This window comes from Butyricimonas faecalis (genome assembly GCF_003991565.1).
Lineage (GTDB): Bacteria > Bacteroidota > Bacteroidia > Bacteroidales > Marinifilaceae > Butyricimonas > Butyricimonas faecalis.
Genome location: NZ_CP032819.1, coordinates 1028570 through 1042895 on the forward strand (window position 1 = coordinate 1028570; position 14326 = coordinate 1042895).

Here is a 14326-nt window from a genome sequence, read left to right on the forward strand (position 1 = left end):
CAAGCAACATGGAACAGGAAAAACCTACAAAGCCGGAAACAGACAGAACCTTTCCGGAAGACGATGACACACTTTACCGTGAAATGACAGTGCACATGCCCCGCTGCTATTTTCCGACTTCGCTAGGCGAGAACAGTATCCTCAAATTTGCCGGAGAGGAATTCCGCCGCGTCAAGAATATTGTCTGCCGGCGCTACAACTTTAACGAGGACAAATATATCCGGGAGAACGCCGGCGTATCCCCTTTCGACTCTGTTCGAGGCAACTTCGAGCAGGAAGTGTACAGACGTCTCCGTAAGGATTATGCGCACCTCAGTATCATCTCCATCAGAAGATCACTTATGGAGAAAATCCGCGACGCCGTGAAGAAGGAGAACAACATCATCGGCACGTTCTACCGCAACTGCGGCGTACATTACCGGGAGGCGGAATCAGCGGAGTATGAAACCTCCCCGATAGTGGTGGTCCACAATTCCGCTTTTTACGGATACGGCGGTTATGAAAGTGCGACCGTTTATGAACTTTTCATCGACGGGAACGGCAAACTGCTCTGCACGCTCAACGGCGAAGCCGGCGAGGATTTCGATGAGCCCATCGGACAGGTACAGACCGAGGGATTGCTTGAGATTGCCCACTGGCTGGAAGAACACGGGTTCATCTCCGCTGATGTCAATGACGACGAGATTGTCGTATGCGAGGGGTGCGGTTCAGACAATATACAGACCCAGGCATGGGTGGATCCGAATGCCCGTACATTCATCGGTACCACGGGTATAGACCGCTATGATAACTGGTGCGACGAATGCGAGGACCATCAGCCATTCTGTACTTTAAAAGAGTTCAAAGAACGCATGGAGGAATGGTGGAACTCGTTGGACGCAAATCAAATGGAACAGATCACGGGTTGCCGTCAGGACAAGTGTCCGGCCGGAGACAACCATCAGGGGTTTGCCGAAACCTGCAATGAATGGTGGGAAAACAAGGGCTATGACGAGAAACGTAAAATCTGGAAAGAACATAATGACTGCTGATTATGATTTACAATCTTCTTAAACGCATACAGAACCTGTTGGCTTCCAAGCCGTCCGGGACAAAGGAGGAACAGGAAATCCTGAGTCTGGTCAGCCAGGCGCTTCCTGCAATGCTCAATGGGCATGATACGGAAACACTTGCCGCCAATGAGCTGCTGGTACGGATATGCCCCGACACCAAACGGCCGGTCCTCGTATGCCATAACGGCAACGGGCAGTGCCTGTGCCTGCACAATGGGACGACGGAAGAGGATGCCGTCGACGTGGACTTATGGCTGCGTTCCAACGGTAGAGAGTGTAACGGCTACAACAAGTTGCAGGAGGCTGTCGTGGACCTTGCCTACAATGCCGGGGCGGACAACCTGTGGGAGGACAGGGACTCCCGTGCCGTCAATGCCGAGATCGTCCAGTGGGCGGAAGAATTCGAGACTGAGCATGCGGGCACTGATTGGGATGCGGAGGACTACTTCCTTGCCATCGACAGGTTTTACAAGGAAAAGACAAAACAAATGAATCCGGTTACAATACCGGCGAACTGAAAAAATGGCAACCGAATGGACAAGGAAATTGCAGAAGAAATCATCCGGGAAAACCGTTATCCGTCCGGATATGACATACAAGACTATCTGTTTGACAATGAGGATACTGTGCTTTCTCTGGAGGACGGAACGGAGCTGCTTGATGACTTCGACCTCTGGAAAGAACGTTCCGACCTCGAACTTGAAAAAATCATGGACCGGAACTACTGGTCCTCGACTGGTGGATATTAGATTAAAAACAGGAATATAATTATGGTAAGAGAACTTTATCAACGGCTCAGGGAATATTTCAACAACTTACCCGAACCGACAGAAGAGGAAAGACAATTTATCCGGGAGCTGAACGCCGGGTATTTCCCTATCACGTCCGTCCACCGCGATGACCTGGAAGGACAAGGTTTCGATGTGGAAAAGATCAGCGATGACGACATGCAGAATCTGGCGGAAAAGATGGCCGACGATTACTGCGAACAGTTGTTCTGGCCCAGCATGGAAATCATTGCCGGAGAAATCCTGAGTTTCCCGAAAGTAAAAACAAAAGACATTATCTGTCCGAAATGCAATTCGGAAAATATCCGTTATGATATTCACGAAAGTCGGTTCCACTGCGGCGAGTGTTCCCTGGCATGGGATGACAAGTTATATGCACTCGTGGAATTTCCCGAGGAAAGTGCTCCTTTCGAGGAAGAAGGAACCGGTTATCCGGCATGGGGAAGCGGGGAGAACGGGGCGCTTTACGTGCCCGAGGAAGACTATATACGCCATACCGGCAAATCTCCCGAACGGGACAAGTGTTACCGTGCCGTGTGTTGGCCGGACTCCCAGAAATACATGGGAACGAAAGGTTGTGAACCCATACAGGATGAAAACGGGATACGGGATTTCGGCACATCGGCATACTGGGTGCCGCTGCTTCTGACGGAAGAAGCGGCAGAGCGACGAATGGACAAGAAAAAGGTACCGGTATGCCCCGAATGTGGGGGCACAGATATTGACATTCTGAGTGACGAGGGCGTGGCCGTATGCAATGACTGCTGCCTTGAATGGCCTTACGCGGAGGATTGAGAATGGAAACGGTAGATGTTTATACGGAACGAGGCGACCTGGTCACCTGTTCCGATTGCGGCAAGGTGATGCTCCTGCCGTATGGAGCGGATAAATGTCCCGCCTGCAAGAAAGAAGGTTGCCTGGTATGGACGGACGAAAGCTTGCGGGAAGCCGACATCGACTCCCTGCTCGAGAGGCACTGTAACCTGCACCAGAAGAGCGAACTGCAACCGGAGGAGTATCTTTCACTTTCCATACTGGTGACCGAGTATATTCCATATCTGGCCGATAAACCGCAGACAGCGCGTGAAACCCTGTTCCTACTCCTTGAAACCGGCTCTCTTTTCGAGAAATACTGGCGGGATACAAGATGCTTCCAATCCGAAAATATCTACACGCCCGCCATCAAGACACTGCTTGACAAACTGGACGTGAAACTGCGAGAGGGCGACACGATTCCGGTAGAATACCAGGATTGCCGCTCCCTGGAGGACTTCTTCAGGGTCGTTGCCGGCGAGCGTCCGGCAAAGGAAGAGGTATCGTTTTCTTCAGATAAGGAGGGAAACTATTATTTCAACGGACGCAAGGTCAAGGTGGAAAATTCTGACGAGTACGCCTACCGCCTGCTGAAAACCAAAATACAGACGAGCTACCGGCGTCCGGTAGATTTTTACTTCCGCTTCCTTGCCCGTTTCGGACCATACGGAACTTATGGCAACGTGTATTACCCGAGTATCACGGACCTGATATGCAGGCGTTACCTGCCTGAAACCGCAAAATGAATTCCGGAAAGGCGATGGACAACGGTTCACCGCCTTTCTTATTGTATAACTTTTTTAATATCAATCATTATGGCAACAGCATTAGCAACAACGGCCGCCCCCGTGCAGTTCGATTTCCAGAACAACAACGTCGAGGTGATGACGCTCGACACGCTCCGGCGCACACACAAGGAAAATGACATCTATGGCAACCCGCTCAAGGGAATCTACCATTACGAGGTGATAGAGCGCATGGCGGACATCTGCCAGAAACACAACCTGAATTACGAGGTGGAGGAAATCTTCGCCGCCCAGAACAAGAACAAGGCACAGCCCGGCGTGGTCGTCCTGCCCCAGGTGGAACAAAAGTACGGGGCGATGGCCGTCGAGGCGCATATCCTGCGCCGCGTTTATACGACCATCCGCATTAAGGAATGGGAAACGGACGAGCTGACCACGACGCTTGTCATCGCCTTCCATCAGGACGGCATCCAGGCGGCCATCGGCCCGTGCGTCAGGGTGTGCCACAACCAGTGCATCCTCTCCCCCGAACGCAGTGTGTCGAACTACGGGAAAGACAAAGTCACCACCGAAGAGCTTTTCGGTCGTGTAGACGAGTGGCTCTCGAACTTCGAGGTACAGATGAACGAGGACAGGGAACGCATCCGCCGCCTGAAAGCGAAAGTAATTACCCCGGTGGAGATGTACGCCTACATCGGATTGCTGACAGCATTGCGCGTATCGCATGACAGTTCCGACAAGCGTCTTTCGTCCAAGGTGGAGACCTATCCCCTGAACCAGTCCCAGATTTCCATCTTCACCGAGGACCTGCTCAAACTCACCGAAGAGAAGAAGACGCTCACGGCGTGGGATATCTATAACGTGGCAACCGAAATCTACAAGCCCGGACGTACGGACATTCCGGCCATGATTCCCCAGAACGGGGCGCTGGCCGAGCTGATGCTCTCGGAAGGGTTGCCGGAATCTTAAAAGGCTGCCACGTGACAAGAATCAAGGGACAACTGACGACAGCCGACTACCTGCCCATAGCGGAATATAACAGGCTGGTCCGCGGGCTTGAGAAGGACGGCGAGTACCTGTGGGAGACCTACTGCTGGCTGTCGTTCTGCACGGCATGCAGGGCCTCCGACGTGAGGACCCTGCGCTGGAAAGACATCTTAGGAAAAAGCACCATGACCCGCATCGAGCAGAAAACAAAGAAAAACCGCCTGATCAAGTTCAACAGGGACGTGCAGGAGAAGAACCGTTTCCTGTACGAGATGCTCGGACAACCCGCCCCCGAACAGTACATCTTTCTCAGCCCGCGTACCGGGAAACCTTACTCGCTGGAATACATCAACAGGCTGCTCAAGGTATTCAAGGTAAGGTACAGGCTGCCGATCAGGGCATTCTCCACACATACCTTCCGCAAGACTTTCGGGCGCTATGTCTACGAGCTGATGGGACGCTCGGCCGAGGGCCTGATCCTGCTCAACCAGATATTCCGCCATTCCAACCTGGAAACCACCCGGCGCTACATCGGGCTGGCGCAGGAGGACATCGACAAAGTGTTCGATTCCATACGTCTATGAGAATATTTTCAACGATGCCCGGAACCCGAGCGGGAGGTTCCGGGCTATGCTTTATATAACATATCAAAATCAGAACTGTAAATGGACACACCGATATATATCGACACATACTTCCGCGTCGAGTCCGGCTATGACGGCGGTCGCATGCCGGAAGAGAAAGCCGGACGCTTCTTCGACGAGGTAAAGCGCCTTTTCACGGAAACAGGGTTCAGCATCAAGGAAAACAAATACAAAGACGGTTGTCCCGAGGTGTATCTCGGAAAGACATGCCTGTACTGTCATCCCCAATCGTTATCGGGCCCTGTTCTTAAAGAGCACATGGAGCTTATCGAGAAGATTCTGGCACAAGGAACGACCTTCCGGTACCTACGTACTGACACTTACGGCGAGATTCTCGACCTGACGGAGGAGGAAGAACTCGCGTATTACCACAAGACTCATGACATGACTATCGGGGGTGTCTTTCTCGACGCCTTCCGCACCAAGCGCCGGAACCTGTACAAGAGCCGGGAGCAGGTGCTGGAAATACTCGTCGAAAAGCTGCGTGTCAAGACACTCCGTGGGAAGTCCGTTTATTCGAACACCTCCCCGGCATACCGTTATATCAGGGAAATGTACGGGAAAATGGTGTCCGAAGGACGGCTCGTCGAGGGATGCAAGCAAACCGCTTCCGGGAAACTGCCGCTCTGCCGCACGGCAACCGGCAGGGAACTGAAAATGAAAAGACGGGAAGACGACAGGACGGAATGACACGCGGTTCCGTACCGGACATGGCCGGATACCAGTCCGAAGACTTCTGTAAATCATAATTTTCAAGCCGGACTGTCAATCGAAAGAAGGACGACCCGGCTATACTTCAACAACAAGAGATAGCACTATTATGAGCATACAAATCGGAAAACTGTTGCCGGACGGCAGTGTCCGGCACATCAAGGCGCTCCATGAGACGCTTTCAAAAGACCTTGTGAGGAAACTCCGGGTGTTCTATCCCAATGACAGACGGGTAGATGCCCTGCTGTCGCTGGGCGACATACAAAAACTGGGACCGTCACCCTATGGAAAATGGACAGGAACCGGCGATACCGTCCACTGTTTTTCAAAGATCCGTGACGGACGGGAAACACCGCGGCAATCCGCATCACGCATCGCGGACAACGCAGACATTTTCGGCCGCATGGAGGACACGTGCCTCCTGTTCGATAACGGCAGATGGCATGTCATGGACAAGGGAGAATACTGTGAACTGCCGCTCTTCGTCGAAGATACGCCCTCCCATGACAGCATGAAACCGATCACGGTATATGTGAACAACCATGTCCGACTCGAAAAGATAAATACACCGCAGCACTGGCAGGGACTTGAGGAACTCGCCGAACGGGAATCCAGGATACTCTATGTCTACCGGGGGTGCCGCCTTGTGAGAATCGTCCGTTCGTCCAACCTTAAAAAGAAACTGTATGCGGCACAATAACATCGTATCGGCCATAGAATGGCTGCCGGAACACCTGTTCACGGAAGAGATCGTGGAAGCAGCCGTCGAAAGCAAGGAAATAGAGGTGCTGAGCCATATTCCGGGACGTTTCCTCACACCCGGACGTATAGAACGAATCATCGCGGGCAGCACGGAGAGCTGGCACAGCTTCGAGCTGCGCAATATTCCGGAGGCGTACCGTTCGGGAGCAGTCTGTGACTACGCCATGCGCAAAAAACCGAAGAATATCACGGCCGTTCCCGAAGCAATGGTTACCCGAGAAATGGCAGAAGCGGTCATCCGAAACGGACGCGGGGATTTCGACATTCTCGCCTTCATACCTGAACGCCTTTGGGACGCGCAACTGGCATACCTGGCCTTGCGCAGCTATATTTACGACCCGTATTACACGGACAGCAGGACAGACGCCGTCATGAAAACGGGGCTTATCCTCGGATATGTCCCCGTTGAGGTAAAGACTCAAGAGTTCTATTACGGGATGCTCGACGGGATGAAAATATTGAGCACGGTTACCGATGCCGTCGTGCCGTCCCGTTTCAAGACTGCGGCATACTACCGCAAGATGGCGGAACATGACCTCTCGCTTGTTCCCGCCCGGTTCTATTCCTATGAGATTCTCCATGCGGCTGTCTGTTCGACCGAAGGAAAAAACTTCATCACAGACCCCCAGTTTTTCAAGCCGTTGTCGGTATATCTGGACGACATGCTGGCGGACCGGCTGATGGAGAAACACCCTTACATGTTCGGGGAGTTGCCGAAGCGGTTCAAGACACCGGAAAGACTGGTCATTGCCATCGATAACAGCAAACGGGAGACGAACTGCTATATCGACGAGGAAACTGAACAATCCCTGCTCTCGGTGGAAGTGTGCAAGGCATTCATCCGAAGAAACGGCAACTGTCCCGAATTTCCTGAAAATGTATGGACGCGAGAATTTGTCGACTACTGCATGGAGCACGGGACGAGTTTCCGCTGGTTCCGCCAGATGCCCAAAAAGTTCCAGAGCTCCGCGAACACGCAGGCGGCGTATGATTACGGTCATTACCATATCTGTGACTTTGCCAAACGGTTCATCACCCCGCAAATGGCGAAGGAGTGCTACCAGGAGCGCAGTTATGCACATGCCATCCCCGGACATTTCCTCACGGAGTTCTGCCGACAGACCGGACTGCCCGAGAAGTTCTACGGCGGGGAAACCACGATGCTGTCGCTGAAAAACAGCCGTGACGACTATACTTACTGCAAAGTCGGCAATACCTGTCTGGCCTTTTACCTGAAAGAACAATACGAGCCGTCCTCGGCACATCTGATGATGACGCGGTCGGATTCAAAATACTGCACGCCGGAGAAGGTGTTCGACGTGCCTGTCGGAACCTTCCACCGCACGTGGCTGGAAAAGATCGTGGCGGAAAACGACCCCCGCTTTGTCAAACCCCGTGTGGACAAAGCGTTGAAAGCCGTACAGGCGGTCTGCTATTACGGTGTCGAGAAGTTGAAGGACCTGAACCGTACGGAAATCTTCCGCAACACCTTCATGGGTGAGACCATCGGTTACTGCGCCCGCCGCAGGGACCTGACCTACCACAGCGACAACTGCGGGACCCTTATCGAGGGCTTGAAGTTCAAGATCCGGGGAATGGCTGTCCCCGTAACCTTGGCGGAAGACATGACTCCTTATACGGCCGACATGCTGCACCGGAAGTTCGGCTTCTGCTATATCGGAATGACGGCATTCGCCACGGACTACGGCCTGGACATGGAGAAGGCATACACCTTTGCACAGATGCGCCAGATCGTAAGGGAGAAAGGGCACAAGCCGTCATTGAGAAACTACAAACGTGAACTGAAACAAATAAACATCATACAATGAAAAAATACCGGATAGCTATCGAAGAGACGCTCCGTAAGGTCGTGGAGATCGAGGCAGAAACGCCCGGTCTGGCCGTCTGCAGGGCGGAAGACGAATACAATGAAGAGAAACACGTGCTGTCAGCCGACAATTTCGCAGGAGCTGACATCGCACTCTCGACTGATGACAGCACGGTCATGGAGACTCTGGAAGACGTGGATTTCATCGGATACGTGCAACGCCGTTTCGAGGAATGCCGGGAGTCCATATCCGTCGAAGACAAAGTCCGGCTGGCATTCGGAAGTTTCGACAACGCCCTGTATGAGTTCGGCGAATACCGTAAGGAGGCGGCCCGGAACCGCCCGCAGGTCTACCTGCTGTACCGGAGCGATGCCTGGCACAACCGTTCTTCCATGGAGCTCATAGCCCCGTTCTCCTCCCTCGAAAACATGATGGAGTACCTGCGGCGTAAGAAGAAGGAATTCCGCCTGACGGAAAGTGATCTGGAAGAGTTCAAGAACAACCGGCAGACGAAGGGGCGCGACGAAAACTACCTGTACGAGTCGGATTATTTGGATGTGCTGCCGGAACAGGAACCCGAACTGCCGCCGAAAGATGACGCTTTCTATGACAAGGTTTTCACCTGCGGGCAATCCGAGCTGTCACGCAGGGAGTTGGAATCTCTGCCGGAGCCGTTCGATACCTACCATGTTACGGACGAAGAAATGGAACAGATTGTGTACGAAACGGAAATGGAGACACGGGACCGGCTGCGGCTCGGTAAAAGAAAGCCCATAGATTTTGACAATGACCGCCATAGTGAAATCTGGTGGGAAGAAATGGAAAAAGCAGTGGTAAGGCACGGCGTACCGTACTACGAGGCCGAATAACGAAAATAGAACCTGTTCATCACATGCCATAATGATGACGGGCCGTCGCGGCTACGGCTGCGGCGGTCTTTTTTTTCAAAACGAGGTGAGTATTCCACCCCTTATACAAAACGATTACCTACTCTTAAAAAAACGGATTTATGAAACAGACAAGACAGGATTTCTTCACGGCGAACGGGGAAGGAATCAAAATCATGACATTTACGGAGTTCGCCCGGCATATCCTGCGTATGGAATGCGGGGAAAGTCTGGAACTGTATGCCGTTGTGAACCGGCAGACACGGGAATGCTCCCGGCCGCTCTCTGTCAGAAAGGAACAATGGAACGGTACGCCCTTTTACCTGCTCGGCGGGCACGGGCAGGAAGTTCGTACCATCAATTTTGCGGGTCGTCCGAAAGAGGAGTTTGAAACGACCTGCCATGATGCCTTGGACAGCTACGATGCCGTGGAAAGTATCGGGGCGGTCGTGTCAAGACTGCGTGAATTATCTCCTGAAGAACTGCATAAGCGGATTGCGGAAGAGATGAAGACCGGCTGTAAATACCTGTTGGTCTACCGCAGCGAGGAGGAGATGACGGCCGCACTCGACGGCAAGATATACGCCATCAGCGATACGGACGGCAAATTCCTTTGCGACCTGTATCAGCCGGATTATCTCCATCTGGAAAACGGGGGCGATATTGTGGACACCGCATCCATTCCGGACATGCATTTCCATTCCGATTGGGCAATCGCCAACCCCACGGTACGCGACAAGGTGCTCTCCTCCCGGATGGTGATTATATATACCCACGAAACGGTAACGCTATGATAGAGATTGGCAACAGGATAGAAACGCCGGAAGGTGTGTTCTATGAACTGGAATACGGAGGGGAAGGAAACATCTACAAGAACGAGGATGCCTTTCTCAACCGCCCCGATGAAGTGTGCTATGTACCTGAATACGCGGCAGAAGACCGTGAGGACTGGCGTGTGTCGGAGAGCAGTGACGGCTGTTTCACGCATAACTCACTGCTCGCCCTGTGCAAGGGTAATGAAGAGGTGTGCCAGGATCTGTTTTACAGCCTTGAATGGACGTACCCGACCACCTTGCTGGAAGAATGGGACTCGAACGGCTATTTCGATGAGATCGAGGGCTGGTATGACAGTAACGATTAAATGGAACGGCATATCATGGACAGGAAATACAAAATCACATACTCGGGAAAAATCACGGGCAAGACCCCGAACTACATATTGAGCCTGCGGACGCATCTGAAAGGCATCTTCCCTGAAATGGAACGGTATGGTAAGGAAGAATTCGACCACGTGCTTCATTGCATCAGCTCGTTCATTGATGATTTTACCTTCAAGGTACGCAATTCCCGATACCGGGGAGACATCCTGAAAAGGACTATCAGTAACGACTGCCTGAAAGTGTTCAACCTGGGTGACGAGAAAGTGATACTGACCGTCTCCTTCACCCCGCTGGAAACATGAAACCAACAATATGACAGATATGGATAAAATACAGAAAGACAATGCGGAGCCGGGCAAAGCCCCGGACAAAATGAGCGCCGACAAGCTGCATCTGTTCGCCACCCAGTACGCCTTTATCGACGGACGGCTGCACGAGGCCGAGCAAGCCATGCTGAAATTCATGCTGGAGTTCCTGGCACAATATGGCCGCGTATCACTCGGCCTTACAGAAGAGGAGGAACTCGATGACAACAACTTCCCCGTCACGACAACCTTGTACGGGAAGCACGACACGTCCCGTATCAAGCTTACCGATGTCTACCTGACGGATGACGGGGAATATCTCCTTGCTGACGGAATAGATGCGGAGACCGGGGAAAAACGGGACGGATTCTATATCTACAGCGAACAATACGCCGATATCTTCCAGTTCGTCGGCCACGCTTCGGAGATGAACTGACGAATGAGGAACAACCATAAAACGAAATATCAATGGACTGTATCAAAGATTTACAAGACGCCATCCGCAACATTCTCGTGAACAACGGCCTTACGGAACTCTGTCTGGGAGAGCCTGACGAACTGGACGATCCCACCTATATCATCTGGTATGACAGGCACTGTGAGCCTCACGAAGACCCGGTATTGAAGGTTTACCTTGAAGATGAGGGCATTGCCGTTGAGGTCGAAGCCCGCAGTTTCGGGAACACGATAACCGTCTACGATTATGACATAGACCGTATTGAATGGTGGAAAGGCATTCATGCCAATATTCTGGAAGTGCTGGAGCGTGACGGCAAGCGCCGGTGTCCGGCCTGTGGCAGGACGGTCAAGGGGAAGCAGCGGTATTGCGGTGTCGGATGCCGTGATTTCATGACTCCCGGACCGACAGTGGAGCAGGTCGCGGAAAAAGCCAACCGGAATATCCGCAAACTGGCAAGCCTTGCCGCCGGAAAAGACAAGGCGTACCGGAAGCGGCTGATAGAGAAATATACCGTCGGTCCGTCATAAGCCGGCTTTGTTACACTAAAAAATGTATGATATTATGGCAACAAGAACCATTTACCTGACCGTACGGCTCGATATCGACAACCCGAAGGCTGATGAAATAACGGACGAAGAGGTTGACGAAATTATCAGCGAAGTGGACTATGAATTCAAAAATTACGGGGACTATGAAATCGACACGGAAATCTGCGGGAAAAATGACGAAGGTGGTCTTTAGACGCTATCCCGACGGACAGGTCATCGCCCTGTTCCCGGACATACCGTGGAGCGGACGGCGGGGTGAAATAACCTCCTACATGCATGTCGGCCAGCATGGTGCAGCCGACTATGCGGGCGTGATCGCCATGACACGGCCAGCCCATGAAAAGGAGTACCGCAACCCGCTTTCCGAACTGAGAGCCATCGGTTACGATGACCTACACATCATGCGGCGTGCAAGACCGAAATTCATAAACAGCTAAAAACAAATCTTATGTCTCATAAACCGAATGCCGTTCCTGTCTTGCAGGAGGGAACGGCCTATACAATTATACTTGACAACGGACGAAAGGTCCACGACGTAATCTATCATGCCTGTGTCGCCTCCGGCAAGTCGTATTTCGCCAAAGGCGATAAGACCTATCCCGCCGAAAAGGTGCGGAACCATTCAATCACCGGACATGCCGCATCGGACGGCTCTAGAAGGAACGGCACACCCAATCCCGACCGCTTCGCCATCACGGATGAAGTGTGCGAGGTCGTTGATGTAGTTACCACGCCGGAAACCAATCCGGAAATGTTCCGGTGTCGTGTCAAATGCCTGATGTATTCAGGCCTGTCACAAGCCGAGGCTGAGAAAGTCATCGCTTCAACGCCACTAAAGCTGGAACTCTTCTACGACGTAGGCCGTGGCAGTTTCGCTATTGACGCCGAGGCAGTTGGCAACACACCGCTGTATAATCCTTACACGGGAAAGGAAATCCCGGATGAAACTTAAGCCGAACTACATCGAATATGAGAGAACTATATATCAAGAATCTCTGCATCGAGATTACCCGACGTTGCAACATGCGCTGTACCCATTGCATGCGGGGAGATGCCGAATCCGTGGATATCCCTTTGAAACATATAAGCAACCTGCTGCGGCATGTCAGGCATATCCACCATTTCAACATCACGGGCGGCGAGCCGTCGCTTAACGTCCGGGCTATCCGTCATATACTCGGACGGGTACGTGCATACGGCATTACAGTCAATGATTTCTATATCGTGACCAACGGAGCGGCTACCTCCCGTTCCGGGGAATTCATAGCAGCCTGCGCCGCGCTGTACGAGTATCAGGAGGAAAAGGAGCAGGACTCCGGCCACATGCTCGAAATGAGCGACGACCGCTTCCATGATCCGGCAGAGCATGCCGCCACGCTCGCGGCACTTTCCCCGTATCCCTTTTTCGGAGTCCGGGGACAGGCCGAGCGTATCTTCCTTTTCCGGGAAGGCCGCAGCACGGAGGGGTTTCCGAACCCTGTTCATGGGATTTATCTTACGGAGGAGAACTACGTTTACGGCGACCTCTGTCTCAATGCTGAAGGCATGGTTCTCTCCAACGGGGACCTGAGTTATGCCCGCCAACGGGAACATGCCCTGTGTCCCTGCGGGAAACTGATGCAATATCTCCGGATGACCTTGAAAAAGCGTCAAAAAGAAAGATTGTACGAATAAATACACAAATCAAAAAACTTATGTCAATCGTATGCAGTATCTGCGGCGGCACTGGAGTGAAATGTACCGCCGTCATCGACCCGAACACCAGACAGTTCCTCGAATTTACCCGCAACGCCTTGTCGGACGGCCGGTGCAGCCAGTGCGGCAACGTTGCCCTGACCGACCCTGACGAAGTAAAAGCCGGGCTGGACAAGCTTTGGACGGAATATACGGCGCGGCATCGTGCCGCCCCTAACTACACCTGCTGCGACATTGTCCGGCATGGTGATTACGACGGGTGTGAAAAGGCGTATATCCGCATCGGAGGCCCGTCAGACGTGGTCGAGAAGTATCCGGTCGTGGCCGTGTGCCGCGACCTCGAAGAGCTCAAATCACTTGCGCTCCCTGACCCGACGCGAGAATTTACCCTCATGGGAATTCAAGGGTTCGAGTTCCACGACGTGTTGGAAAACAAGACCTACGAGATCGGGGTGGACGACCTGAAAATTCCCGTCACGACGAAAGAGGTGCTGGACTTTTACCCGGCGGAACATCGGCTGAAAGAAACGGACATCGAACAATATGCCGCGGCTTACACGGCCCGTATCAAGGCGTACAGGGAGTATACCCGTCAGCTCGACGCCACACTCGTGCGGCGGCTTCTCGACGAAGAGCGGCTGATGAAAGTCGGCGAGAGCGACGGTTTCCGCTTGAAACTCCATTTCGACTGGTTTGTCATTTTAAAGCGGGAGAACGAAAGGATGTACGCGCCTTTCAAATACGCTGTAAATGCTTATTGTCTGGATAATATCCAAACTTTCGACCGTCGTTATGTCACGCTCGAAGATGCCTTGCTCCACTGCCTGAACGGTTTCAACGAGAACGCGAACATTCCTAACCGTTACAAGTCCATCGGGCATTACCTGTCGGGGAAATCCTGACGACGGGCAGTGTATCGACGGGTTACCGGAGGCCACG

General features: G+C 52.7%; 21 protein-coding genes. All 21 read left to right on the forward strand.

Annotated elements, in window-relative coordinates; genetic code table 11:
• Nucleotides 1-8 precede the first annotated feature (8 nt).
• Nucleotides 9-1031 (forward strand): hypothetical protein, encoded by a 1023-nt coding sequence (locus D8S85_RS04460; protein WP_004293653.1) that lies wholly within the window; start codon nt 9-11, stop codon nt 1029-1031.
• Nucleotides 1032-1141: 110 nt separating this feature from the next.
• Nucleotides 1142-1570: a hypothetical protein gene (locus tag D8S85_RS04465; protein ID WP_228423208.1), complete on the forward strand. Its 429-nt coding sequence runs from the start codon at nt 1142-1144 to the stop codon at nt 1568-1570.
• Between the two features lie 15 nt (nt 1571-1585).
• Nucleotides 1586-1801 carry a hypothetical protein gene (locus D8S85_RS04470; protein WP_004303944.1) on the forward strand — a complete coding sequence of 72 codons (216 nt, stop codon included), beginning with the start codon at nt 1586-1588 and terminating at the stop codon, nt 1799-1801.
• Between the two features lie 21 nt (nt 1802-1822).
• On the forward strand, nt 1823-2635 hold the full coding sequence (locus tag D8S85_RS04475) for a hypothetical protein (RefSeq protein WP_004293656.1): 813 nt from the start codon (nt 1823-1825) through the stop codon (nt 2633-2635).
• Nucleotides 2614-3399 (forward strand): hypothetical protein, encoded by a 786-nt coding sequence (locus D8S85_RS04480; RefSeq protein ID WP_004293657.1) that lies wholly within the window; start codon nt 2614-2616, stop codon nt 3397-3399. The genes D8S85_RS04475 and D8S85_RS04480 overlap by 22 nt, the downstream gene beginning before the upstream one ends.
• 69 nt (nt 3400-3468) lie before the next feature.
• On the forward strand, nt 3469-4368 hold the full coding sequence (locus tag D8S85_RS04485) for a DUF932 domain-containing protein (RefSeq protein ID WP_004293658.1): 900 nt from the start codon (nt 3469-3471) through the stop codon (nt 4366-4368).
• A gap of 11 nt (nt 4369-4379) precedes the next feature.
• Entirely contained in the window at nt 4380-4970 is a 591-nt protein-coding gene (locus tag D8S85_RS04490; RefSeq protein WP_004293659.1) for a tyrosine-type recombinase/integrase, read from the forward strand.
• Between the two features lie 81 nt (nt 4971-5051).
• Complete coding sequence (locus D8S85_RS04495) at nt 5052-5720, forward strand: hypothetical protein (RefSeq protein WP_004293660.1); 669 nt, start codon at nt 5052-5054, stop codon at nt 5718-5720.
• A 130-nt stretch (nt 5721-5850) separates the two neighbouring features.
• Nucleotides 5851-6441, forward strand: a complete 591-nt coding sequence (locus D8S85_RS04500) for a hypothetical protein (protein WP_018665671.1) — start codon at nt 5851-5853, stop codon at nt 6439-6441.
• Nucleotides 6428-8332 carry a hypothetical protein gene (locus tag D8S85_RS04505; RefSeq protein WP_008143046.1) on the forward strand — a complete coding sequence of 635 codons (1905 nt, stop codon included), beginning with the start codon at nt 6428-6430 and terminating at the stop codon, nt 8330-8332. Before D8S85_RS04500 ends, D8S85_RS04505 begins: the two co-directional genes overlap by 14 nt.
• Complete coding sequence (locus tag D8S85_RS04510) at nt 8329-9201, forward strand: DpnD/PcfM family protein (RefSeq protein WP_004293663.1); 873 nt, start codon at nt 8329-8331, stop codon at nt 9199-9201. Before D8S85_RS04505 ends, D8S85_RS04510 begins: the two co-directional genes overlap by 4 nt.
• Nucleotides 9202-9341: 140 nt before the next feature.
• Nucleotides 9342-10013: a hypothetical protein gene (locus D8S85_RS04515; protein WP_055205372.1), complete on the forward strand. Its 672-nt coding sequence runs from the start codon at nt 9342-9344 to the stop codon at nt 10011-10013.
• On the forward strand, nt 10010-10360 hold the full coding sequence (locus D8S85_RS04520) for a hypothetical protein (RefSeq protein WP_004293665.1): 351 nt from the start codon (nt 10010-10012) through the stop codon (nt 10358-10360). Before D8S85_RS04515 ends, D8S85_RS04520 begins: the two co-directional genes overlap by 4 nt.
• 15 nt (nt 10361-10375) lie before the next feature.
• Nucleotides 10376-10681, forward strand: a complete 306-nt coding sequence (locus D8S85_RS04525; protein WP_240648876.1) for a hypothetical protein — start codon at nt 10376-10378, stop codon at nt 10679-10681.
• 19 nt (nt 10682-10700) lie between these two features.
• Complete coding sequence (locus D8S85_RS04530) at nt 10701-11120, forward strand: hypothetical protein (RefSeq protein ID WP_229092735.1); 420 nt, start codon at nt 10701-10703, stop codon at nt 11118-11120.
• Between the two features lie 32 nt (nt 11121-11152).
• Nucleotides 11153-11671, forward strand: coding sequence for a hypothetical protein (locus D8S85_RS04535; RefSeq protein WP_127074862.1), 519 nt, complete (start codon nt 11153-11155; stop codon nt 11669-11671).
• A 34-nt stretch (nt 11672-11705) separates the two neighbouring features.
• Nucleotides 11706-11885, forward strand: coding sequence for a hypothetical protein (locus tag D8S85_RS04540; RefSeq protein ID WP_004293669.1), 180 nt, complete (start codon nt 11706-11708; stop codon nt 11883-11885).
• Complete coding sequence (locus D8S85_RS04545; protein ID WP_004293670.1) at nt 11866-12129, forward strand: hypothetical protein; 264 nt, start codon at nt 11866-11868, stop codon at nt 12127-12129. The genes D8S85_RS04540 and D8S85_RS04545 overlap by 20 nt, the downstream gene beginning before the upstream one ends.
• 11 nt (nt 12130-12140) lie before the next feature.
• Nucleotides 12141-12644, forward strand: coding sequence for a hypothetical protein (locus tag D8S85_RS04550; protein ID WP_117589475.1), 504 nt, complete (start codon nt 12141-12143; stop codon nt 12642-12644).
• Between the two features lie 17 nt (nt 12645-12661).
• Nucleotides 12662-13366: a radical SAM protein gene (locus D8S85_RS04555; RefSeq protein ID WP_117600122.1), complete on the forward strand. Its 705-nt coding sequence runs from the start codon at nt 12662-12664 to the stop codon at nt 13364-13366.
• Between the two features lie 20 nt (nt 13367-13386).
• A complete protein-coding gene (locus D8S85_RS04560) occupies nt 13387-14289 on the forward strand; it encodes a hypothetical protein (protein WP_022048016.1) in 903 nt (300 codons plus the stop codon).
• Nucleotides 14290-14326: the final 37 nt, after the last annotated feature.

Bases quoted from the DNA above. Each gene is read 5' to 3' on its own strand.
- D8S85_RS04460 (WP_004293653.1), top strand. From the start codon at position 9: ATGGAACAGGAAAAACCTACAAAGCCGGAAACAGACAGAACCTTTCCG.
- D8S85_RS04465 (WP_228423208.1), top strand. From the start codon at position 1,142: ATGCTCAATGGGCATGATACGGAAACACTTGCCGCCAATGAGCTGCTG.
- D8S85_RS04470 (WP_004303944.1), top strand. From the start codon at position 1,586: ATGGACAAGGAAATTGCAGAAGAAATCATCCGGGAAAACCGTTATCCG.
- D8S85_RS04475 (WP_004293656.1), top strand. From the start codon at position 1,823: ATGGTAAGAGAACTTTATCAACGGCTCAGGGAATATTTCAACAACTTA.
- D8S85_RS04480 (WP_004293657.1), top strand. From the start codon at position 2,614: ATGGCCTTACGCGGAGGATTGAGAATGGAAACGGTAGATGTTTATACG.
- D8S85_RS04485 (WP_004293658.1), top strand. From the start codon at position 3,469: ATGGCAACAGCATTAGCAACAACGGCCGCCCCCGTGCAGTTCGATTTC.
- D8S85_RS04495 (WP_004293660.1), top strand. From the start codon at position 5,052: ATGGACACACCGATATATATCGACACATACTTCCGCGTCGAGTCCGGC.
- D8S85_RS04500 (WP_018665671.1), top strand. From the start codon at position 5,851: ATGAGCATACAAATCGGAAAACTGTTGCCGGACGGCAGTGTCCGGCAC.
- D8S85_RS04505 (WP_008143046.1), top strand. From the start codon at position 6,428: ATGCGGCACAATAACATCGTATCGGCCATAGAATGGCTGCCGGAACAC.
- D8S85_RS04510 (WP_004293663.1), top strand. From the start codon at position 8,329: ATGAAAAAATACCGGATAGCTATCGAAGAGACGCTCCGTAAGGTCGTG.
- D8S85_RS04515 (WP_055205372.1), top strand. From the start codon at position 9,342: ATGAAACAGACAAGACAGGATTTCTTCACGGCGAACGGGGAAGGAATC.
- D8S85_RS04520 (WP_004293665.1), top strand. From the start codon at position 10,010: ATGATAGAGATTGGCAACAGGATAGAAACGCCGGAAGGTGTGTTCTAT.
- D8S85_RS04525 (WP_240648876.1), top strand. From the start codon at position 10,376: ATGGACAGGAAATACAAAATCACATACTCGGGAAAAATCACGGGCAAG.
- D8S85_RS04530 (WP_229092735.1), top strand. From the start codon at position 10,701: ATGGATAAAATACAGAAAGACAATGCGGAGCCGGGCAAAGCCCCGGAC.
- D8S85_RS04535 (WP_127074862.1), top strand. From the start codon at position 11,153: ATGGACTGTATCAAAGATTTACAAGACGCCATCCGCAACATTCTCGTG.
- D8S85_RS04540 (WP_004293669.1), top strand. From the start codon at position 11,706: ATGGCAACAAGAACCATTTACCTGACCGTACGGCTCGATATCGACAAC.
- D8S85_RS04545 (WP_004293670.1), top strand. From the start codon at position 11,866: ATGACGAAGGTGGTCTTTAGACGCTATCCCGACGGACAGGTCATCGCC.
- D8S85_RS04550 (WP_117589475.1), top strand. From the start codon at position 12,141: ATGTCTCATAAACCGAATGCCGTTCCTGTCTTGCAGGAGGGAACGGCC.
- D8S85_RS04555 (WP_117600122.1), top strand. From the start codon at position 12,662: ATGAGAGAACTATATATCAAGAATCTCTGCATCGAGATTACCCGACGT.
- D8S85_RS04560 (WP_022048016.1), top strand. From the start codon at position 13,387: ATGTCAATCGTATGCAGTATCTGCGGCGGCACTGGAGTGAAATGTACC.